Genomic DNA, 20,760 nt, shown 5'->3' with positions numbered 1-20,760 from the left:
GGCGGTGACAACGGATCGCACGCTTCGGCGCCGAGCGGGCCGGCGCTGACCGACACCGACTTGGGCGGTCCGGGCGGAGGACCGAGTATGCAAGCCGCGCTCGTCATCCTCGACGGCTGGGCGCTCAACCCCGACGAGGGCGTCCGCGACGCCGTCGCCGCCGCCGAGACGCCGAACTTCGACCGCCTCTGGTCGGCCGGGGGCCACGGCACGCTCGTCACCTCCGGTCGCCGCGTCGGCCTGCCCGAGGGCCAGATGGGCAACTCCGAAGTGGGCCATCTCAACATCGGCGCCGGCCGCGTCGTCGTCCAGGAATCGGCCCGCGTCACCGACGCCATCGACCGCTGGCGCGGTCGCGAACGCCCGGACCCCCAGGGCGACGGCGCCATCGACGACAACGAGGCGATCCTGTCGGCGTTCGACTACGCCGACGACAACGACGGTCGCGTCCACTTCATGGGCCTCGTGTCGGACGGCGGCGTCCATTCCTACCAGTCCCACCTCCACGCGCTGATCGAACTCGCCGCCGACGAGGGGGTCGAGGCCGTCACCCACGCCTTCACCGACGGCCGCGACACCTCCCCGACCGGCGGCGAGGAGTACCTCGCCGACCTGGAGGCCCACGCCGACGAGCTGGGGACGGGCCACGTCGCGACGGTCTCGGGTCGCTACTACGCGATGGACCGCGACCAGAACTGGAACCGCACCGAACTGGCCTACGACGCCATCGTCGACCGCCACGCCGGCCACGAGGCCGACTCCGCGGTCGAGGCCGTCACCGACTCCTACGATCGGGGCGACACCGACGAGTTCGTCGAGCCGACGCTGATCGAAGGCCAGCCCGCCCTCGACGAGGGCGATAGCGTCGTCTTCTTCAACTTCCGCTCGGACCGCGCTCGCCAGCTCACGCGGATGCTCGCGGACATCCGCGCCGACGCCTGGGGCGGCCGCACCGACCCGCCCGAGACCCGCGTCGTGACGATGACCCAGTACGACGAGACCTTCGACTTGCCGACCGCGTTCCCCCCGGTCCGCCCCGAAGACACCCTCGGCGAGGTCGTCTCGGAGACGGGCCACACCCAGCTCAGACTCGCCGAGACCGAGAAGTACGCCCACGTCACCTACTTCCTCAACGGGGGCCGCGAGGTGGAGTTCGACGGCGAGATCCGCGAGATCGTCCCCAGCCCGGACGTGCCGACCTACGACCGGAAGCCCGAGATGAGCGCCGCCGAGGTGACCGACACCGCCATCGAGACGATCGAGGACCGGGATCCCGATCTCCTGGTCTGCAACTACGCCAACCCGGACATGGTCGGCCACACCGGCGACTTCGACGCCGCCGTCGCGGCGGTCGAGGCGGTCGACGAGCAACTCGGCCGACTGGTCGAGGCGGTTCGGATCGCGGGCGGTCACGTCCTCGTCACCGCCGATCACGGCAACGCCGACGACATGGGGACCGAAGCGGAGCCCTACACCGCCCACACGACCAATCCCGTCCCGCTGATCTACGTCGCGCCCGACGGCACCGACGGCGGCCGTCTCGTGCGGGAGGGCGGCGCGCTCGAAGACCTCGCGCCGACGCTGCTGGAGCTGCTGGACGTCGAGAAACCGGCGGCGATGACCGGCGAGAGCCTGCTGGAGTAGCCGACCGCACGTCGACGTTCTACAGCTCCACGGGCTCGCCGTCCTCGATCGACTCGTTGACCGCCAGCGTCAGCTCGAAGGTTTTGCGGGCGTCGCCGTAGGGCGAGCGCAGGCCGGCGCCGTCGCCCGACGCCACGGCGTCGACGAACGACTCGACCTCGGCGGCGTAGGGGTTGCGGTCGAATTCCTCGTCGATCGCCTCGCCGTCGACGACGCCCGAGACCGACTGCTCGGTCACTTCCAGGGTCGCGCCGTCGGCGACGACTTCGAGGCCGTGCTCGTCGTCCTCGGCGGCGCAGGTGGTCGAGACGTGCGATATCGCCCCGTTCTCGTGAGTCATCGTCGCCGAGGTGGCGTCGGAGAAGTCCACTTCGTCGGCGAGGCGGTGGCTCCCCGCCGCGGCGACGCGCTCGACGTCACCGACGAGGTGGCGGACGGTGTCGTAGACGTGGGTGGCCTGCTCGACGACCTGGCCGCCGGACTTCTCGGCGTGGCGCCACCAGTGGTCCGCGCCGCCGGCGACGCCGCCCCACCAGTAACCGTCGACGTAGCCCACGTCGCGACCCGCCAGGATCTCGCGGGCGCGTTCGACGCCCGCCGAGTAGCGCCAGTCGTAGCCGACCTGCGCGAGTACGTCGTTGGCATCGATCGCCGCTTCGATGTCGCGGGCCTTCTCGGCCGAGAGCGCGAGCGGCTTCTCGACGAACAGGTCGTAGCCGTGTTCGGCGGCGGCGATCTCCTGGTCGTCGTGGGCGAACGGCGGGAGACAGACGAAGACGGCGTCGGGGTCGGTCTCAGCGTAGAGCGCGTGGTGGTCGGAGAAGGCGGGCGCGTCGAAGCGGTCGGCCGCCGACTCGGCGGTGTCGGCGTCCACGTCGCAGATCCCGACGATCCGGGCGTCGTCGATGGATTCGAGGTTGTCGAAGTGCTGCCACTGGGCGATGCCGCCGGCGCCGACGAAGGCCAGGTCGACCGTCATTGGCGGACCCGCGCGCCGACCGAGCAAAAAGGCGGCGTCGGCGGAGAGCGCGACCGGATCGTGGTCGCGGGGGCGGACGCGGTGCGGTCGGTGGGGCGCGGCGGGTCGTCCGTCGCGGTCGGCACCGACCCGCTACTCCGGCTTCCACTCGAGCTTCACGGTGAAGGCCTCGCGGTCGCCCCGCAGGAGCGAGGACATCTCCCGGACGCCGAGCTCCATGCCGATGTCCTCGGGGGGCGCGAGGTGGACGGTGCGGTTGTCGACGTTCACGTCGAAACTCCCGTCACCCCTGAGATCCGCGGCGAGCGATTCGAGCTTGTCGGCCGCCTCGTCGCGAGTCAGGTCGAACGCTTCGAGTTCCTTGCCCATACGCTCCCCTGGGGAATCGCCCGGGAAAAGTAACGGGCGGGAACCGACGGTAACGACGCCTTACGAAGGGTGTCCGGGCCGACCGGCGAACGGCCCGGCCGCTCGGCGCTCGACGGTCCGGCCGTCGGGCGACCCGCGCGGACCGGGTCGGCACCTCGCGCTCGATGCCCTCCGAGGTCCCCACGAACGCGGGGCCGAAGGGAAGCCGCTGGAACCCTGTGCCTGCCACGCCGCCCGCGAGTCGCGCGATACGGCGATAACAACGTTCTTGCGGCTGTGTCCAGAGGAGTCGAGATATGAGCGTCCCGGACGGGTTCGACCTCGACGGAAGCGTGTGCGTGATCACCGGCGGCTCGGGTGAACTCGGGTCCGCGATGGCGAAGGCGATCGGGGCCAACGGCGGGAGAGTCGCCATCCTCGCCCGCGGCGAGGAGGGGCTGGCGGAGACGAGCGACGAACTCGCGGCGATGGACGTCGAGCACCTCACGCTGCCGGCGTCGGTCCTCGACAGGGCCGAGTTGGAGGCGGCCGCCGAGACGGTCCGCGAGGAGTTCGGACGCATCGACGCCCTGATCAACGCGGCGGGGGGCAACGACCCCGCGGCGACGACGGGGCAGGACACCTCCTTTTTCGACCTCACGACCGAGGGCTTCGAGGACGTGCTGAACGTCAACTTCGTCGGGACGGTGCTGGCGACCCAGGCGTTCGGTGAGCACATCGTCGAGCAGGGCGAGGGCGTGATCCTGAACGTGTCGTCGATGGCGGCGGTCACGCCGCTGACCAAGATCCCCGCCTACGCGGGCGCGAAGGCCGCCGTCTCGAATTTCACCGAGTGGCTGGCGGTCCACGTCGCCCACGAGTACTCGCCGGACGTGCGCGTCAACGCGATCGCGCCCGGCTTCTTCCTGACCGAGCAGAACCGATACCTGCTGATCGACGAGGAGACCGGCGAGTACACCGACCGCGGCGAGTCGATCGTCGAACACACGCCCCAGCGTCGGTTCGGCGACCCCGAGGACCTGGCGACGACGGTGCTGTGGCTGCTGGCGCCGGGTTCGTCGTTCGTCCACGGCGCGGTGATCCCGGTCGACGGCGGCTTCTCCGCGTTCAGTGGGGTCTGAACGAGCGGCTATCGACCGCTGTCCGTCGCCCCTTTCGGTGGCGGAGAACCGCACGACCGCGCGGCGTCTGACGCCTGACCGACTGGGGTTTATGTGGCGTGAGCGTCTCCTCTGGAACCGAGACGAGGATGATCCCGACCACGGAACACGGCGACGACACAGGTGTCGGCGAGGCGGGCGGAGAGCGGTCGATCCCTATCGAGATCAGCGTCGCGACCGACGGCGACGAGCGCCCGCCGGTCGACGACGAGACCCGGGTCGACGTCGAGGTCGACGGGCAGATGTATCCGACGGCGCGGCTGGCCGACGGCCGCTACGTCGCCTGGTGGTTCGAGACCGACGCGCCGGAGCTGTCCGACCCCGTGACCACCGAGTGGGTCGCCGCCCCGACCAGGTTCCTCGCGGCGGGTACCCTCCACGAGCTGTGGGAGGACCCCGCGGCGTTCGACCAGTTGCCCGACGGCGAACTGTAGCGGCGGCGACCGGTGACCGCGAGCGGACTGCGCGGACGAACATGCTTTCCTCCCGACCGCCACCGCTCCACGGCCGCGGGCCCGTTGGGTCCGCGGGTCTTCCGCGGCCGTCAGCCTCAACTGCCCCCCGCACGTTGTGCGAGTCGATACCGATGCCCACGTACCTCACGGAAGTCGACGTGGACGAAGCGGAGTACCAGAACCCGCAGGAACTCGTCTCGGTCTGGGGGTCGATCCGCGATGAGATCCGGGAGCTCGGCGGCGAGGTCGTCGACACCCACGCCGTCCTCGGCGACTACGACTTCCTGATCGTCTACGCCGTCGACGACCAGGAACGGGCGTTTCAGGTGACTCAGGCCATCGAGCGCCACGGCCTCGACACCAAGACCATGCAGGGGCTGCCGATCGACCGCATCGGCGAACTCGTCGAAGACGCCTGACGGACTGGCGGCGTCCCCGGGAATCGGCGTCGACGACCGCCGTGACACGGCGCTACGACTGCCGCGACTCCTCGGCGTTGAACACGTCCGGTCCCGCCGAGTCGGCCGGTTCGGACTGGTAGCGCCCGCTGGATTTGATGATCGACAGCGCGCTCATGATGTCCGTCCGGGTGATCAGCCCGACGAACTCGTCGTCGTCCATGACGAGCAGGCGTCCGACGGCGTGGGAATCCAGCTCCTCCAGCGCGGTCATCACGTCGTCGTCGGGCGCGACGGTGTAGATCTCCGTCGACATGACCTCCGCGACGCGGTAGGCGTCCCGTTCGACCTCCCGCACCGCGCGGGCGTCCTCCAGCGTCACGAGACCGACGACCGCCCCGTCGCGTTCGACGGGGTAACCGGTGTGGCGTTCCCGGAACATCGTCTCGATCAGGTCGCTCACGGAGCCGTCGGCCTCGACGGTCGTCACGCGGTCGGCCGGCGTCATCACGTCGGCGACGGTGACGCCCTCGAAGGCCGCTCGCATCGTCGTCTGCTGGGCCTCGCTGGCCGCGCCGATGTAGATGAAAAAGGCGATGGCGACCAGGAACAGGCCACCCCCGCCGAACAGGCCGAACAGCCCCAGGAGGATGGCGAACACTTTCCCGACCTCGGCCGCGATCTCGGTGGCGCGGGCGTACGGGCGAGTCCGGTTGAGCAGCGCCCGGAGCACCCGCCCGCCGTCCATCGGGAAGCCCGGCAGGAGGTTGAACCCGGCCAGCACGACGTTCATCAGCGCCAGGTAGCCGAGGACGAACTGCGCCGCCGCGACGGCCAGCGACTCGCCCGCGGGCACCGCCAGGAACGCGGCGTAGGAGACGACGCCGAGCGCGACGCTGACGGCGGGACCGGCGATAGCGATGAAGAGTTCCTGGCGCCAGTCCTCGGGCATCTCGTCGAGCTGGGCGATGCCGCCGAAGATCCACAGCGTGATCGACGAGATAGGGAAGCCGTAGCGCATCGCCATCAGCGAGTGGCCCAGTTCGTGTAACACGACGCCGACGAACAGACCAAGCGCGGCGACCAGTCCCAGCGCCAGCGACACCTCCGTCGAGCCGGTGAGGGCGTCGACCGGGATCGACGAGCCCCACAGGTCGTTGACCAGCCCCGCGTACAGCCCGATCTGGGACCCGATCGCCCAGGCGAACAGCGGCAGGACGAGGAGGAACGTGAGGTCGACGTTGATCGGGATCCCGAAGGCGCTCCCGATTCGGAATCGTCGCATACCCCCGAGTAGTCCCGGCACGACCTTAAGCCCGTGCGTGGCGGCGGCGGTAGCAGCGAGGTCCGCCGCCTGCGAGGGGTACATACCGACAGCGAGCGACGGTCGGATCATGTACACCAGCTTCGGCCCCGACGCCGCCGGCGTCGGCTCGGCCGTCCCCGAGGCGGCCGCCCTCGTAGCCGAACACGGCTTCGACGCGATACAGGTCGACATCGGCTACCTCCGCGAACACGGTCCCGACGACTACCGCGCCGTCCTCGACGAGCACGGGCTCCGAGCGGGCAGTGCGAACCTCCCCGTCGACGTGACCGCCGACGCCGAGCCCTACGAGGCCGATCTGGACGCGCTCTCCGGGGTGGCCGAAGCCGCGGCCGCCGTCGGCTACACCCGACTGTCCACGTACATCGTGTCCTTCAGCGACGAGCGCCCCTTCGAGGACAATTTCGCCTTCCACCGCGACCGGCTCGAACCCGTCGCCGATATCCTGGCCGACAACGGCATCGACCTGGGGCTGGAGTTTCTGGGCCCCGAACGGCTACGCGAGGGCCGCGAGTACGAGTTCATCTCGACCGCCGAGGGCATGCTCGACCTCTGTGCGGCGGTCGGGGACAACGCCGGGCTCCTGCTCGACTCCTGGCACTGGCACACCGCTGGGGGGTCCACGGAGGCACTGGAGGCGCTCGACGCCGACGACGTCGTCGACGTCCACGTCAACGACGCCCCCGAAGGTCTGGCGATGGACGAGTACGTCGACACCGAGCGCGCCATGCCCGGCGCGACCGGCGTCGTCGACGTCGAGGCCTTCCTCGCCCACCTCGACCGCGTGGGGTACGACGGCCCGGTGATGGCCGAACCGTTCTCCGACGAGCTGGAAGCGATGACCGACGGCGACGCCGCCCGCGAGACCGCCCGGTCGCTGGAACTGGTCTTCGAACGCGCCGGGATCTGAGTCGAAGCGAGGCCGACCACTTCTCCTAGCGGGACCACAGTCATTGTCCCGGGGGGCGTAGCCGTCCCCATGAACGAGAGCGAAGCGACCGACGAATCGGTCGCAGACCCGGAAACACCACTGATCCGCCGCGCGACCGACATCGAGTACGAGGAAGTCGACGCCGCAGAGGGGCTGTCGAAGGCGGTGCTGGTCGGCGAGGACCACGGGGCCGAGAACCTCGCGATCCGCCGGTTCACACTGGCACCCGGCGCCGAGGTACCGAAGCACACCAACGAGATCGAACACGAGCAGTACGTGCTCGCGGGGGAGTACGTGGTCGGCATCGACACCGAGGCGTCGGAGACGCCTCGAGTAAACGGCGAAGCCGTCGACGGCGAGGAACACACGGTGCAGGGTGGCGACGCGCTGCACATCCCCGCCGGTGCCGTCCACTGGTATCGCAACGAGCGCGACATGGAAGGAGCCTTCCTCTGTGCGGTCCCGACCGGCGACGACGCGATCGAACTCGTCGACGAGGAGTGAGGCCGGGAGCGGGTGGCCGGGAGCGGGTGGCCGGGAGGACCTCCGGCGGCCGGGACGGCGGACCGGCGCTGACGACGCGGCGCCCGAGCCTTTTTTGTCGGCGGTGGACCACCCTCGGAGTAATGACCGACCACGAATCGCTCGTCAGGCGCTCGCTCGCCGGGACCGGCGCGTTCGACGAGCGAGTCCGCGACCAGGCCGACCGGCTGACCGACGCGCTGGCCGACGGTGCCTTCGACAACGCGGCCGCCACGCTCGGCCTGGAACTGGAAGTGTACGCGCTGGCGGGCGACGGCGCCGACTGCTCGCTCGCGCCGATCCCCGACGACGTGTACGAGGGGCCGGCCGACAAGGAACTCGGGTTGCACAACGCGGAACTCAACGCCGCGCCGAGCGAGTTCGACGACGACGGCGTCGCCGCACAGGCCGCCGAGATCGAGAGGGACCTGGCCGCCACGCGGGAGCGGGCGCGCGAGCACGGCCTGGCGATCGTCCTCGACGCGATGCCAGCGGTCGCACCGGCCGAGGGAACGCACGCCTACCTCGACGACGTGGAGGTTCGCGGTCCCGGTGGCCGGGACACCGAAGGCGACCGACCGGTCGTCGTCCCCGGGGGCGACCCCGACGACCCGGTCCTCGTCGCGCGGAACATGCGGAGAGACCCCCGCTACGGCGCCCTCGACAACGTCGCCGTCCGGCGGGCCGGCGGCGAGATCGACTTCGCCGTCCCCGGCGTCGAGACGGGGTATCGCACCATCCTCTTCGAGTCGCTGGCCACCTCGATCCAGCCCCACGTGCAGGTGCCCGACCCGAGCGAGTTCCCACGGTATCACAACCTCGCGACGCGAACGCTCGGCCCGCTCGTCGCGCTGTCGGCCAACTCGCCGTTCCTGCCCGGCGACTGCTACGGCGACGTGGCCGACCCCGAGCGACTGGTCGAGGAAACCCACCACGAGTTGCGGATCGCCGCCTTCGAGCAGTCGATGAACCAGTCCTGTCGGAAGGTCCGAGTGCCCGACGACCTCGACGAGCCCGCCGACGCGCTGGGTCACGTCGTCGCCGACGACAGCTTCGCTCCGTTCCTCCGGGAGTGGATAGAACGCGAGGCGGTCGAGGAGGAAGGCCAGAAGGGCGGCGACCCGACGAGCGCGGCCTGGGAGTTCGACTACAAGCGGGGCACCTTCTGGCGGTGGGTGCGCGGCGTGGCCGGCGGCGACGCCGTCGACGGCGCCTGCGACGAGCGGTCGCTGCGCATCGAGTACCGCCCGCTGCCGACCCAGCCGACCGTCCGCGACATCGTCGGCCTCCAGGTGCTCACCGCGGGCCTTCTCAAAGGGCTGGTCGCCGCCGACCACCCGCTCGGAGCCCTCGCCTGGGACGACGCCGAACGGAGCTTCTACGCCGCCGTCGAGGACGGCCTCGACGCCGAGCTGGCGTGGGTCACCGCCGACGGTGAGCGGACCGACGACTCCGAGGAAATCTTCGCCGAGGTGTTCGAGTACGCCCGCCGCGGGCTGGCCGAACAGGGGGTCGGCGAGGGGACGCGAGACCGGTATCTCGACCCCATCGAAGCCCGCTGGGACGCCGGCGTCACCCCGAGCGCCTGGAAGAAAGCGCGCGTCGGCGAGCACCTGGGCGACGGCGCCGACCTGGAGACCGCGCTCGCGCGGATGCAGGGCGAATACGTCGAACTGAGCCGCGAGCGCGAGTCGTTCGCGGCGTGGATCTGAGTCGGCGTTCCGCGCCGGGTCGTTGCGGGGCCGTCGCGGGTCCCTCGCGAGCCTGTTACCCCACATAACCCTACCGCCGGTGTGCGCCACGGCAGCACGCGCACACTCCCGAGTCGGTTTCTTTCGCGCGCCGCGAGTCGCCTCGGGTATGTCGACAGCGACCGAGGCTGCGGCGGAGGAATCGCACGCGAACGACTCCTGGGGGGCCGGCGTCGTCGGGGGGATTCTCGGCGCGCTCGCGATGGGCGCGCTGGTCGTCGTCATGAACGAGCCGACGATCACCGTCGCGATCCCCTCGCTGTACGCGCTGGCACCGCCGCCCAGCGGCGCCGCGGGGCTGTTCGTCCACGCCTCCCACGGCGCCGTGCTGGGCGTGGTCTTCGCCGCCATCGTCGGCGCGCTCGACCTCGATTCGCCCGGCGAGCAGGTCGGCGCGGGCGTCGCCTGGGGGGTCCTGACGTGGGCGGTCCTCGCGGCGCTCGTGATGCCGCTGTGGCTCGACGCAGTCGGGTCGCCGGCGTCGCCGCCGTTCCCGAACTTCGCGCCCCCGTCGCTTTTGTGGCACGCCGTCTACGGGCTGGTGCTCGGCGGTGTCTACGCCGCGACGGGCGACCGGCTGTAGGCGGTACTCGGACGATCATCCACCCGCCTCGACCGCACCCGTCCCCGCTCGCTCGACCGCCGCGAGGTCGATCGCGCCGCCGGGCATCGCCACGCCGTCGAAGGGGTCCGAGTCGAGCAACAGCGACCCGTCCAAGTCGGCGTAATCGAACAGCGGCGCGAGGTGGGCGCTGGCCGCGACGGTCGCGTTCGAGGCGACCATGCACCCGATCATCGCCTCGCAGCCGTGGGCGTGAGCGCCCGCGGCCACTCGCCGCGTCTCGCGCAGACTCCCGCACTTCTGGAGCTTCGCGACGACGATGTCGACGGCGTCGGCGACCCGGGCGACATCCGACGCGGTCACGACGGACTCGTCGGCGGCGACGGGGACGGCGCCGCGGTCCCGAACCCGACGCAGGCTTACCACGTCGTCCGCCGGAACGGGCTGTTCGACGAACTCGACGCCGCAGTCGGCGAGAATCTCGGATTTGGCGACGGCCTCGGCGGGCGTCCAGGCGCCGTTGGCGTCGACGCGGACGGTCGCCCCGGGTGCGCCCTCGCGGACGGCCGTCAGGCGCTCGCCCGTGCGGCCCGCCCCCAGTTTCACCTTCAGGATCGAGTACCCTTCCTCGACCGCGCGTTCGGCCCGCTGGCGCATCTCGTCGGGCTCGGCGAGGCCGATCGAGAACGAGGAGACGGGCGCCGCGTCTGGGTCGAGCCCCCACTGGCGGTAGAGGGGAACGTCGAGGCGTTTCGCGGCCAGATCGGCGAGCGCGGTGTCGACCGCGGCCCGTGCGGCGGGATTCCGGTCGACGCGTTCGCGCATCTCGCGCTCGATCCGCTGGCGAACGTGGGGGTCGCCCACATCCTCGACGACTTCGAGGAGTTCCGGCAGGACCGCCTCGACGGTCGCGGGCGTCTCGCCGTAATAGGTCGAAGGCGCGGCGGCGCCGACGCCCTCGTGAGTCCCGTCCGAGACACGAACGAGAACGTTCTCGGCCGTCTCGATCGTCCCGCGGGCGATGGTGAACGGGTCGTCGAGCGGGAGCGCGAGGCGTTCGAACTCGGTCGTGAGACCGGCGTCGGTACGGTGCGACGCCATCTTCACTCCTCCCCCAGCACCGCCGGAAGAAGTTCACTCGCGTCGAAGCGGACGGGGTCGGTCGCGGGCGCGCCGACGGCGTCGGCGTAGTCGTCGATCGCTTGGCCGGCCGCGTCGTCGTCGAGGCGCTGGGTATTGAGCGAGCCGGCGACCACTTCGGCGGGCGCGACGGGTTCGGCCAGCGACTCGTAGAGCGCCGCGTACTCGCCGGGCGGTGAGATCGGGACGTGCTCGTAGCCGTGGACGGCGTCGCGGCCGGCGACGTGACAGAGGACCAGCCGATCCGGCATCGCCCCGTGGAGGACACTGGTGGTTACCCCCGAGTAGGCGGGGTGGGCGACGGCGCCCTGGCCCTCGACGAACAGCACGTCGAACTCGCTCGCGCGCTCCGTGACCATCCGCTCGACCGCACCGGCGGCGAAATCGGAGACGACGCGGTCGACGGCGATTCCGTAGTCCTCGATGGCGATCCCGGTCTGGCCGGTCGGGACGACGCCGGCGTCGACGCCGCGCTCGCGGGCCGCTTCGGCGAGTTCGAACGTCGTCGTCATCTTCCCGGACGAGCAGTCGGTGCCGACGGTGAGGACAACCTCGGCGTCGATCTCGCTCGCCGTCCCGTCGCTGACGGACAGGTCGTCCGGTGGTCTGCGCAGGTCGCGGATCTCGGCGCCGTGTTCGTCGGCGAGGCGGGCGAACTCCTCGTCGTCGCCGACGAAGTAGTGGAGGCCGGCGACCACGTCGGCGCCGCGTTCGAGCGCGCCAGTCACGTCCGGTCGCCAGGTCTCGTCGAAGCCGCCGCCGATCGGTGCGATCCCGACCACGAGCGCGTCGATGGGTTCCTCGACCGCGTCGATGCCGTCGACGATCGGGGCGCCCCGCACGTCCGAGACGTGGTCGCGGACGCGCTCGCCGGCGCGGGTGCGGTCGAGCACCGCGACCACCTCGTCGTCGGCGTAGCGCAGGATCCCCACGGCCGTCTTCGCTCGGTCAGGGAACCCCTCGTGGGCCAGGATCGCGACGCGCATGGACGAGTGTTCGTTCGGGTCGGATTTAATCGGTCGGTGGTTCGAGGAGCTGGAGCCGCGACCGCGACAGCCACAGCAACCGGCAGCACCGCTGTCTCGATCGTGACCGCGAACAGCGTGAAAGCCCCCGTCCGCTTCGGTCGAAGGGTTCGCTGCGCTCCTCACCTCGCTTCGCTCGGCTGCGGTGCTTGCGTCACCCGTCTTCCCGAAGCGGACGGCCCCTTTCATCCCCACCCATGTCGGCTGTCCGGTCAGTCTGTGCGGGCGGGAATGAAAGGGGCGGCTCTGTCGACGAAGGCCGACGACGCAAGCACTGCAGCGAACGCAGTGAGCGAAGCGCGCAGCGAGGCGCCCGAGTCGACAGAGCCGGGGCTTTCACGCTGTTTTGCGCTACGATCAGGTCCGCGGTGCTGTCGGCTGCTGTCGCTACGAGACCCGTCACGCTGTCTGCGGTCGTGCTGGTCGCAGCAATCCCGACACCCGCGCGGCCACAGTCTACAACGCTCGCAACTGCACACGCCAGAACTCCCGAAACGCCGACTCCAGCGCGGGCTCGGGCTCGCCGCTCGCGCTCACGGACGACACCACGTCCGCCAACTCCTCGAACTCGTCCAACACGGTGCGCTCCCCCACCACGAATAGCCGCTCGGTCTTCCGGTCTTCCAACGCCACCTGGCACCGGTCCAGATGATTGTCGATCTGCTCGTCGCGCAGCCGCTCGAAGCGGGCCTGGGAGTAGCCGCCCTTGGAGTGTTTGCTCTTCAGATCCGAATCGAACCCCTGGAAGGCCACCTGCTCGTCGCCGTCGTACTCGGCCATGGCGAACAGATCCGAGCGGACGAGCGCGAACGTGAACGAGCCCGTGGGTTCGAACCACGACCGCTCGAACGCGACGACGTCGCTCCACTCGGCGAACGGTTCGGGCGGGTTCGGCACCGAGAGACAGGCGTCGACGAGCGCGGCGTCGTCGGTGACGGCGAGACAGGGCGCGGCCCGACCCACCAGCGCCGCGCGGTCGCCGAACGCCTCCCGGACCGACTCCGAGAGGTCGTGTCCGTCGGGGACGTAGGCTGTGAACGCGCCCTCGGGGTCGGTTTCGATCGACTCCAGACGGTCGAGAACGGCGCGGAGGCGACCGTCGCGCAGCGTCTCCTCGGCGGCGAACGCCCGTTCGGCGCCGGCCTGGCCGTCGCGCAGGCGCTCGACCTCGCCTTCGAGTTCGGCGATGCGGTCTTCGAGGCGGTTGATTTCCTCTTCGGCGTCCTGGCGGTCGCTGACCGCGTCGGCGCGCCGGCGCTGCTCGGCCTCCAGTTGCTGCTCGCGGCTGTCGAGTTCGTCTTCGAGGTCCGCGATACGCTCTTTGAGTTCGGCGCGACCGAGCACCCGGTCTAACATCACCGGATGGGGACGCCGCGGGCGGTTAAATATACGGGGTCGCGAGCCGGGTCAGATCCCGGTGGGTCCGCCGAACTCGCCGTCGAAGGGGTGGTCGGGGACGGCGTCGTCCATCGCCTCCTCGCTGGTCGGGGTACCCGCGGCGACCGAGAGCAGTTGCCTGGCGCGCTCGGCCTTGGCGAGGAACACCTCCCGCAGCGAGGGCGGGTTGCGGACGTTCGTCTCCTCGACGAGCGACTCGGGGATCGCGATGGTGTCGGCCGGGACACGCTCGTCGCCGTAGACCGTGAAGTGTGTGTTCTCCAGTTTCATGACGAGCGGGAGGTCCGTCCGGGAGACCCCCTCGTCCGCGTACAACTGCTGGTTGACCTGCTCGTGCTGGGCGGCGGCGATGGCCGCCGCGTCGCTCTCGCTGGGTTCGACGTAGAGCCGCCCCAGGTAGTAGCCGCTGGAGAACTGTTCGAACATTGCTGTGCATGTGGATCACAACCATGGTCTCGGATAAGTCTTCCCCGGTAGCCTTATGATGTCGTGCATTCGGACCGGCCGACCCGGCGGTCGTGGGGCCGCGAAGTCGCGATCCCGGTGGAGTCGACGACGGGCGTCGACCGCGGCTTCGGTACGGCTATGTGGCCTGGGGACTCCGGGTCGACCATGGACGAGTCGCCGGTCGGCGACGAACGGGCGGAGGGGGGAGCGACCGACCGCCACGCCGTGATCCCGCGGCGGTGGGCTCGGTACTACCTGGAGAACGCCCCCAGTCTCGTCTGGCTCGTGTTCGCCAACGTCGCGGGCGTGTTCGTCGGCGTGTTCTTCTACCTGGAGACGCTCCCCGAGGTGGAGACGCTGGCGTGGCCGATCTACATGGACTCGCCGGTCGCGACGCTGCTGATGGCGCTGGCGCTCGCCACGCTGTTGCCGAACCTCGGCCGGCGGCTCGACGCCGCGCCCGCCAATCTCGTGCTCGCCTATCTCTACACGATATCGTTCGTCTGGCTCGTCGAGACCGGACTGTGGCTCGCGCTCGCGTTGAACCTCCAGTTCGGGCTGTACTACCCCGACGTGTGGCGCTACTTCGGCGTGCTCGTCACCCACCTCCTGTTCATCCCCGAGGCGTACCTCCTGCCGCACTTCGGGCGGACCACGCCCGGGGCGCTCGGCCTCGCGCTGGCGCTCGCGCTGGGCAACGATCTGGTCGACTACGGCTTCGGTCTCCACCCGCCGCTACGGTACGACACCGGGGCGCTGTTCTCGGCCGGCGGGCTCACGACCTCGGGCGTCGTCCTGACCGTCGGGAGCGTCGCCACCTCGGTCGTCGCCGTCGCGCTGGCCGCCCGCGCGTTCCCGAGGCTCTCGACTGACCCGGACGCGGCGCAGTGACCGGGCGGGAAGCGACCGCGTCCGCCCAGGCCGCGATCCGGGCGACGGCGCGCCGACGCGACCGCACGACCGCACCGGAACGCCGGGGACACGCTTATAAGGATCGACCGCGAACCTCAGGTGAATGGACTCCGCCGAACTGCTGGACCTGCTGGGCAACGCCAACCGTCGGCGGATCCTCCGGTTGCTCGCGCACAAGCCCTGTTACGTCACGGAGATCAGCGAGTACATCGGCGTGAGCCCGAAGGCCGTCATCGACCACCTCGACCGGCTGGAGACCGCCGGCCTCGTCGAGAGCAGCGTCGACGACCAGCGCCGCAAGTACTTCCGCATCGCCCGCAACCTCCGGCTGGAAGTGACGGTCTCGCCGTACCGATTCGGCACCAAGAGCGCCTACCCCGGCAGCTCCATCGACGTGACCACGTGCCGGCACCTCTCCATCGACGCCGAAGTCCAGGAGGGAGCGGACACCGGCGAACTCGCCGCGGAGCTCGACCGACTGCAGGATCTCGACCGCGAGCTCTCGCTGGCCCAGCGGTGGGTCCACGGCCGCCTCGCCGAGGTGATGGGCGAGCTGACCGACCAGTTCGAGGGCGAGGACGCCCGACTGCTCGGCGACGTGGTGTCGGCGCTCGCCACCCGTGCGGGCACCGTCGACGAGGTGAGCCGCCGCGTCGAAGCACCTCCCGAGGTCGTCGAGGAGGCGCTCGAACGGCTCGCCGAGGAAGACATCGCCGAGCGCGACGACGACGAGTGGTCGCTGCCGGAGTGACCGCTCGCCCGCTCGGACCCGGAGCGGGCGTTCAGCCGTCTTCGAGGTCGTAGGCTCGCTCGGCGTCGCGCCTGAACTGGTTGCGCTCGACGAGTTCGGGGACCGACTCGTCGTGGTCGTCGTCTTTCGAAACGTGCACGACAGCGACGAACAACAGGCCAGCGACCGTTGCCACCACTGACTCCATGACCACGCCGGTAAGCACGATCGCGGCCACGACAGTTCCGGTGGCCAGCAGGCGGCCGGTGCGGCGCTCGCGGACCTCCCGCTCGTGCGCCGCGACGACCGCCTCGCCCTCTCCGGCCGGTGTAGCGCGGTAGACCGGCCCCTCGTCGGTCTCGTAGCGGAGCACGTCGACGGCTCCGCTCTCGACGGAGCTCTCGTCTCCTGTCATCGGGAAACAGTGTTCGCGCCGGGAAATTAAATCTCGCGGGTGAGGCCGTCGCGCAGGTCGCGGCCGAAGTAGTGGCCGACGACGGCGACGAGGATGCCGGTCGTGGCGCCGAGGGCGGCCGTCGGCCCGAGTCCGAGGCTCTCGACGGCCGTCAGCGTGAGCACGCCCTGCATCATCGTCGCGACGACGGCTGCGGCCGCGCCGGCCACGGCGACCGGGACGTACCGTCGGGTCCCGCTGGCCGCGCCGAGGAGGAAGGCGCCGAGGAACAGACCGATCAGGCCGGTGACCGACCCGACGAAGGGGACGGCGCTGCCCGCGAACATCCCGCCGACGACGACGACGGCCGCGAGCAGGAACGAACGCAGCGACGGGACGCTGACCCCGAGGTTCGGCCGACCGATCGAGGGCGTGAGCCGCGAGCGCAGGCTCGACCCCGAGTCGGCGGCGGACTCGGCGCTCGCTTCGCTCTCGGCGGGCGACGCGGACGACCCACCGCTCGCAGCGTCGGGCCCGCTCGTCAGCGAATCCACGTCGACACCGAGTTCGTCGTCGCTGAAGCCCACGTCGCCGTCGTCGGGGTCGCCGAGGTCCGCGTCGAAGTCCTCGACCCGCTCGTCCGTCCGCTCTGACATACCCGACACTCCGGACCGAGGGCCCATGTGCCTTTTCCTCGCGTCGGCCGCGCGACGACAGAACCCGACGGCGCAGTCGGGGTCGTCGGGACGACGGCGTCGACTTCCGGTGTCCGCAGGTTTTTGCGGCCGATCGGCGTACGTGGTCTCATGCCAGTCGAGACGCGCCCGCCGGCCGACTGGACGAGCGGGTACGTCGACGTCGCCGAGGGAGTCAGACTGCACTACGACCGCAGCGGCGGCGACGGCCCTCCGCTCGTCGTCGCTCACGGCGTCTTCGACGACGGCCGCTGTCGGCTCCCGCTCGCCCGCGACCTCGCCGACGACTACGACGTGATCGTCTACGACGCCCGTGGCCACGGCCACTCAGACGCCCCGGACTCGGGCTACGACGCCGACACGCGCGCCGCCGACCTGATCGCCCTGCTGGAGGGATTCGGCGTCGCCGACCCGATCTACTTCGGCCACTCGATGGGCGGCGACACCGTGCTCGCGGCCGCCGCGCTCGACCCCGACCGGCCGCGAGCCGTCGTCGCGGTCGACCCCGCCTGTCTGCTGGGCCACAACCGCGAGAACCGCGGCGAGGAGCGCTTCAGCAGCGACGAGGAGGTCGAAGCCATCCGCGAGCGGATCCTGTGGTGGCAGGACCACACCAAGGCCGAACTGCTCGAGGCCGACGACGAACTCGCCGGCCACGTCGCGGCCGGCGACGAGGAACTGGCGAGTCTGCTCGTCGACGCCCGCCTGCGGGTCAGCCCGAACATCACCGGCGTGTTCGAGGCGGGATGGGTCGACCCCGAGGGGACCTTTCCCGAGATCGAGGCGCCCACGTTCGTCCTCCGCGCCGATGTCGACGAGGAAGCCCGCGAGCGCGACCGCGAAGCCGTCGACCTGATCCCCGACGGCCGCCTGCGACACGTCGACGACGCCGGCCACTGCGTCTTCCGCGACCGCCGCGACCTGGCGACCGGCGAACTGCGGTCGTTCCTCGACGAGGTCTGAGCGGGCGGGACAGCTGCCGACGCTCCGACTGGTCGGCCGCCGCTCTCAGTCGGCTGGCCGGTGGGGCGCTCGGCGGCCGTCGTCGTCGTTCGACCGCCTGCTGGCGACGATCTGGCTGGCGACGAACGGCGCGGCGACGATGGCTCCCGCCAGCCCCCACAGCGAGGTCTCGAAGAGGTCGATACCGGCACCGCCGCCGCTCGCCGCGGCGGGGTTGCCGACGACGACGGCGCCTTTCATGCCCGCCATCCGGTGGGGCGCGCAGGCGTACTTCACGACCCCTTCGCCGTCGAGCTCGAGGGCGTAGGTGTCGCCCTCCGAGCCCTGCATCGGGCTCTCGAAGTCGTGGCTCTCGCCGACGACGTTGTGCTGGCCGCCCTTGCCCGTCCACTCCCAGACGACCGTCGTCCCGGGGTCGACCCGTACGGCCGCGGGGCCGAACCCGAACGGGCCACTGTTGCCCTCGACACCCACCTCAACGGTCACCTCCTCCTGGCCGGTCATGTCGACGGTGCCGTCGTAGTTGCCGACGTTGTCGAACCACCCGTCGTAGTCCGGTTCGACGAAGTCGCCGCTCGGGCCGGACCCACCGCCGCCGGAGCCGCTCGCGCTGGTCTCGTTGCCGCCGCTCCCGCCGGCGGCGGTCGCGGTCGAACTCCCGGTCGAGACGGTCACGTCGGCGTCGCCGACGATCACCGCGCCCTTCATCCCCATCGCCTTGTGCGGGACGCAGGCGTACTTGCTCACGCCCGCCGACTCGAAGGTGTGGCTGAAGGTGGCGCCCGCTTCGGTGATCATCTCGCTCTGGTAGCTGCCGTCCTCCGCGACGACGTTGTGGGGCGTTCCCTCGCCGGTCCACTCCCAGACGACCGTCGTCCCGGGGTCGACCCGCACCGCAGCCGGTCCGAACCCGAAGGCGCCGCCGTTGCCCGAGACGCCCACCTCGACGGTGACCTCGCCCTTGCCCGTCTCGTCGACGACGCCGTCGACGTTGCCCACGTTCGAGAACCAGTCGGTGAGGTCCGTCGACTGGGCCGCGGCCGGCCGCGCGCCCGCGGCGGCCAGCCCGCCGACCGTCGCCCCGATAGCGAGGGTCTTCATGGCGTCGCGTCGCCCCTGATCGATACCGTCGTCCGTGCTCATACACGTCCGTTCCCGCCGTTTTCAAATAACCCCATCCGGACGTTCCCGGAGGCTGGGAACGCCGTCGCTCGGCGACGAACGTGTTCGGTCTGGTCCTATGCGAGCGAGAACCCGTGTCGCTCATTTTCCGTGTGCTGTCCTCAGGTCCGACTGTACCCGGCCATGACTCCCAGATCTACCCGTCGGACCTTCCTGAAGACCGGTGCCGCGGCGGGCGCGGCGGCCGTCGCCGGCTGTGCCGGCGAGATCCCAGACGACAAAGTCACGTTCACCGAAGCCGACAGCGACTCGCGGGCGCTCGACGCCCCGAGAGAGCCGACGGTCGACCGGGTCGCCGCCGACCCGACGGCGATCCCGGACCCCATCGACCGCTCGGAGCCGGCCACGATCGAGGCCGAACTCACCACGCGGGAGGTGACCGCCGAGATCGAGGACGGCGCCACCTTCGAGTTCATGACCTTCGACGAGCGGATCCCGGGGCCGATGATCCGCGCCCGCGTCGGCGATACCGTCGACCTCACCGTCACGAACGCCGAGGGCAACCGGATGCCACACAACGTCGACCTGCACGCGGTCCGCGGCCCCGGCGGCGGCGCCGAGGCCACGACCGTCGCTCCCGGCGAGACCGAGCGCGTCCGCTTCAAAGTCACCTACCCCGGCGCGTTCATCTACCACTGCGCCGTCGCGAACATGGACTACCACATCTCCTCGGGGATGTTCGGCATCGTCCTCGTCGAACCCGAGGGTGGGCTGCCCGAGGTCGACCACGAGTTCTACCTCGGCCAGCACGAGGTGTACACCGACGGCGAGACCGGCCAGGAGGGCCATCACACCTTCGACATGGGCGCGATGGCCCGCGAGGAGCCCACCTACGTGCTCATCAACGGTGAGAGATACGCCATCACGCCCGACAAGTACGCCGGGATGGCCGCCGAGACGGGCGAGACCGCCAGGGTGTACTACTGCGTCGGCGGCCCGAACCTCGCCAGTTCCTTCCACCCCATCGGCAGCGTCTGGGACGAGGTCTACCCCCAGGGCGGCCTCGGCGGCCGACCCCAGCGCAACATCCAGACCACGCCCGTCCAGCCCGGCTCCACCGCCATCGCCACGATGCACTACCCCGTCCCGGGCCCCATCAAGCTCGTCGACCACGCCCTCTCGCGGGTCGCCCGCAAGGGTGCCCTGGCCGTGATCGACGTCGAAGGCGAGGCAAACCCCGAGATCTTCGACCCGAACCCCGAGTGACGGGGAACGGGACGGGACGCCGGTGGCCCGCTGTGGCTCGCAGCGGGCCGGTGGCGCCCGTCGGCCGTCTCGCCGTGGCGAGAACGACACTCGGCTCGGCGCACGAAGCGTGCAGCCGTCGTTCGCTGGATCCCGAAAATTGATGCTCGACGAAACGATGTATCAGCCGAGAACTGCAATGCCGAAGACCACGCTTGAAGCCCTCGACGAGTTGCTTCGAGGTGCTGAACGAGACGTCGGTGACCCGAACACTATCTACAAACTCCGGAGCGCTCGACAGCTCGTCGAGGTGTTGAAACAACGGCAGGGAGACCGAGAGGACGCGATCGAAGACGCGATCGAGGACGAGGAGATCCTCGACGACCTGCGCGATCTGGGCTACGTTCAGTGACCCGCCCCTACTGAACACCGTGTGGGCGAGACGAACGCGGGTCACTGCATCCCGGTGTTCGCTCTCGACGCGGCTCTCTCGCTCGCGGTTCCGTCGTCGTGCTGGCGCCGGTACGCTGTGTGTGCCTGCGGGAGTCCCAACGGGACGCGATAGATGTCGAAACCGACAAGCGACCGCCCTCG

Annotated in this window: 23 protein-coding genes; 13 read left to right on the top strand and 10 right to left on the bottom strand. The window is 70.4% G+C overall.

All coding sequences use genetic code 11. The features are described 5' to 3' along the window. The first annotated feature begins 87 nt into the window (after nucleotides 1–87). Nucleotides 88–1,644, top strand: coding sequence for a 2,3-bisphosphoglycerate-independent phosphoglycerate mutase (gene gpmI / locus I7X12_RS09730; protein WP_198063617.1), 1,557 nt, complete (start codon nucleotides 88–90; stop codon nucleotides 1,642–1,644). Nucleotides 1,645–1,663: 19 nt separating this feature from the next. Here the strand turns inward: gpmI and I7X12_RS09725 are convergent, their stop codons facing one another. Then, the gene (locus I7X12_RS09725) at nucleotides 1,664–2,623 is read right to left on the bottom strand and encodes a Gfo/Idh/MocA family protein (protein WP_198063616.1); all 960 of its coding nucleotides are present in this window, start codon (nucleotides 2,621–2,623) and stop codon (nucleotides 1,664–1,666) included. A gap of 132 nt (nucleotides 2,624–2,755) precedes the next feature. Then, nucleotides 2,756–2,992 carry an amphi-Trp domain-containing protein gene (locus tag I7X12_RS09720; RefSeq protein ID WP_198063615.1) on the bottom strand — a complete coding sequence of 79 codons (237 nt, stop codon included), beginning with the start codon at nucleotides 2,990–2,992 and terminating at the stop codon, nucleotides 2,756–2,758. Nucleotides 2,993–3,288: 296 nt separating this feature from the next. On the opposite strand from I7X12_RS09720, the gene I7X12_RS09715 reads away from it, so the two are divergent. From I7X12_RS09715 to I7X12_RS09705, 3 genes are all read left to right on the top strand, one after another. After that, nucleotides 3,289–4,113: an SDR family oxidoreductase gene (locus I7X12_RS09715; RefSeq protein ID WP_198063614.1), complete on the top strand. Its 825-nt coding sequence runs from the start codon at nucleotides 3,289–3,291 to the stop codon at nucleotides 4,111–4,113. A gap of 128 nt (nucleotides 4,114–4,241) precedes the next feature. Next, nucleotides 4,242–4,586 (top strand): hypothetical protein, encoded by a 345-nt coding sequence (locus I7X12_RS09710; protein ID WP_198063613.1) that lies wholly within the window; start codon nucleotides 4,242–4,244, stop codon nucleotides 4,584–4,586. Between the two features lie 152 nt (nucleotides 4,587–4,738). After that, nucleotides 4,739–5,026: a GYD domain-containing protein gene (locus I7X12_RS09705; RefSeq protein WP_198063612.1), complete on the top strand. Its 288-nt coding sequence runs from the start codon at nucleotides 4,739–4,741 to the stop codon at nucleotides 5,024–5,026. A 52-nt stretch (nucleotides 5,027–5,078) separates the two neighbouring features. Here the strand turns inward: I7X12_RS09705 and I7X12_RS09700 are convergent, their stop codons facing one another. Continuing rightward, the gene (locus I7X12_RS09700) at nucleotides 5,079–6,290 is read right to left on the bottom strand and encodes a site-2 protease family protein (RefSeq protein ID WP_198063611.1); all 1,212 of its coding nucleotides are present in this window, start codon (nucleotides 6,288–6,290) and stop codon (nucleotides 5,079–5,081) included. Nucleotides 6,291–6,399: 109 nt separating this feature from the next. Between I7X12_RS09700 and I7X12_RS09695 the strand changes: the two genes are divergently transcribed. From I7X12_RS09695 to I7X12_RS09680, 4 genes are all read left to right on the top strand, one after another. Continuing rightward, entirely contained in the window at nucleotides 6,400–7,239 is an 840-nt protein-coding gene (locus I7X12_RS09695; RefSeq protein ID WP_198063610.1) for a sugar phosphate isomerase/epimerase family protein, read from the top strand. A 69-nt stretch (nucleotides 7,240–7,308) separates the two neighbouring features. Beyond that, nucleotides 7,309–7,764 carry a cupin domain-containing protein gene (locus I7X12_RS09690; RefSeq protein WP_198063609.1) on the top strand — a complete coding sequence of 152 codons (456 nt, stop codon included), beginning with the start codon at nucleotides 7,309–7,311 and terminating at the stop codon, nucleotides 7,762–7,764. A 122-nt stretch (nucleotides 7,765–7,886) separates the two neighbouring features. Then, nucleotides 7,887–9,494, top strand: coding sequence for a hypothetical protein (locus I7X12_RS09685; RefSeq protein WP_198063608.1), 1,608 nt, complete (start codon nucleotides 7,887–7,889; stop codon nucleotides 9,492–9,494). Between the two features lie 148 nt (nucleotides 9,495–9,642). Then, nucleotides 9,643–10,116, top strand: coding sequence for a DUF6789 family protein (locus tag I7X12_RS09680; protein ID WP_198063607.1), 474 nt, complete (start codon nucleotides 9,643–9,645; stop codon nucleotides 10,114–10,116). A 15-nt stretch (nucleotides 10,117–10,131) separates the two neighbouring features. On the opposite strand, the gene I7X12_RS09675 is transcribed toward I7X12_RS09680, so the two are convergent. The 4 genes from I7X12_RS09675 to I7X12_RS09660 form a co-directional block, all read right to left on the bottom strand. Further along, nucleotides 10,132–11,196: a dipeptide epimerase gene (locus tag I7X12_RS09675; RefSeq protein ID WP_198063606.1), complete on the bottom strand. Its 1,065-nt coding sequence runs from the start codon at nucleotides 11,194–11,196 to the stop codon at nucleotides 10,132–10,134. Between the two features lie 2 nt (nucleotides 11,197–11,198). Continuing rightward, entirely contained in the window at nucleotides 11,199–12,221 is a 1,023-nt protein-coding gene (locus I7X12_RS09670) for a DUF1611 domain-containing protein (protein WP_198063605.1), read from the bottom strand. 495 nt (nucleotides 12,222–12,716) lie between these two features. After that, nucleotides 12,717–13,616 (bottom strand): Vms1/Ankzf1 family peptidyl-tRNA hydrolase, encoded by a 900-nt coding sequence (locus I7X12_RS09665; protein ID WP_198063604.1) that lies wholly within the window; start codon nucleotides 13,614–13,616, stop codon nucleotides 12,717–12,719. Between the two features lie 51 nt (nucleotides 13,617–13,667). Continuing rightward, the gene (locus I7X12_RS09660) at nucleotides 13,668–14,084 is read right to left on the bottom strand and encodes a DUF5802 family protein (protein WP_198063603.1); all 417 of its coding nucleotides are present in this window, start codon (nucleotides 14,082–14,084) and stop codon (nucleotides 13,668–13,670) included. Nucleotides 14,085–14,270: 186 nt separating this feature from the next. On the opposite strand from I7X12_RS09660, the gene I7X12_RS09655 reads away from it, so the two are divergent. Both I7X12_RS09655 and I7X12_RS09650 read left to right on the top strand, forming a co-directional pair. Further along, complete coding sequence (locus tag I7X12_RS09655; RefSeq protein WP_198063602.1) at nucleotides 14,271–14,996, top strand: DUF1405 domain-containing protein; 726 nt, start codon at nucleotides 14,271–14,273, stop codon at nucleotides 14,994–14,996. 124 nt (nucleotides 14,997–15,120) lie between these two features. After that, nucleotides 15,121–15,768 (top strand): ArsR/SmtB family transcription factor, encoded by a 648-nt coding sequence (locus I7X12_RS09650; RefSeq protein ID WP_198063601.1) that lies wholly within the window; start codon nucleotides 15,121–15,123, stop codon nucleotides 15,766–15,768. A gap of 31 nt (nucleotides 15,769–15,799) precedes the next feature. On the opposite strand, the gene I7X12_RS09645 is transcribed toward I7X12_RS09650, so the two are convergent. Together I7X12_RS09645 and I7X12_RS09640 are read right to left on the bottom strand one after the other, a co-directional pair. Further along, complete coding sequence (locus I7X12_RS09645) at nucleotides 15,800–16,162, bottom strand: hypothetical protein (protein WP_198063600.1); 363 nt, start codon at nucleotides 16,160–16,162, stop codon at nucleotides 15,800–15,802. 26 nt (nucleotides 16,163–16,188) lie between these two features. Further along, nucleotides 16,189–16,797: a hypothetical protein gene (locus I7X12_RS09640; protein WP_198063599.1), complete on the bottom strand. Its 609-nt coding sequence runs from the start codon at nucleotides 16,795–16,797 to the stop codon at nucleotides 16,189–16,191. A gap of 150 nt (nucleotides 16,798–16,947) precedes the next feature. Between I7X12_RS09640 and I7X12_RS09635 the strand changes: the two genes are divergently transcribed. After that, the gene (locus I7X12_RS09635; protein WP_198063598.1) at nucleotides 16,948–17,799 is read left to right on the top strand and encodes an alpha/beta fold hydrolase; all 852 of its coding nucleotides are present in this window, start codon (nucleotides 16,948–16,950) and stop codon (nucleotides 17,797–17,799) included. Nucleotides 17,800–17,844: 45 nt separating this feature from the next. Here I7X12_RS09635 and I7X12_RS09630 read toward each other — a convergent pair whose 3' ends face one another. Further along, a complete protein-coding gene (locus I7X12_RS09630; RefSeq protein ID WP_198063597.1) occupies nucleotides 17,845–18,942 on the bottom strand; it encodes a halocyanin domain-containing protein in 1,098 nt (365 codons plus the stop codon). A 162-nt stretch (nucleotides 18,943–19,104) separates the two neighbouring features. On the opposite strand from I7X12_RS09630, the gene nirK reads away from it, so the two are divergent. Together nirK and I7X12_RS09620 are read left to right on the top strand one after the other, a co-directional pair. Continuing rightward, complete coding sequence (nirK, locus tag I7X12_RS09625; RefSeq protein WP_198063596.1) at nucleotides 19,105–20,187, top strand: copper-containing nitrite reductase; 1,083 nt, start codon at nucleotides 19,105–19,107, stop codon at nucleotides 20,185–20,187. Between the two features lie 178 nt (nucleotides 20,188–20,365). Continuing rightward, a complete protein-coding gene (locus tag I7X12_RS09620) occupies nucleotides 20,366–20,578 on the top strand; it encodes a hypothetical protein (RefSeq protein ID WP_198063595.1) in 213 nt (70 codons plus the stop codon). Nucleotides 20,579–20,760 lie beyond the last annotated feature (182 nt).

The organism is Halosimplex litoreum (genome assembly GCF_016065055.1).
GTDB lineage: Archaea > Halobacteriota > Halobacteria > Halobacteriales > Haloarculaceae > Halosimplex > Halosimplex litoreum.
Note: the sequence above shows the minus strand (reverse complement) of the source record. Positions and strands in the feature narration are given on the sequence as shown.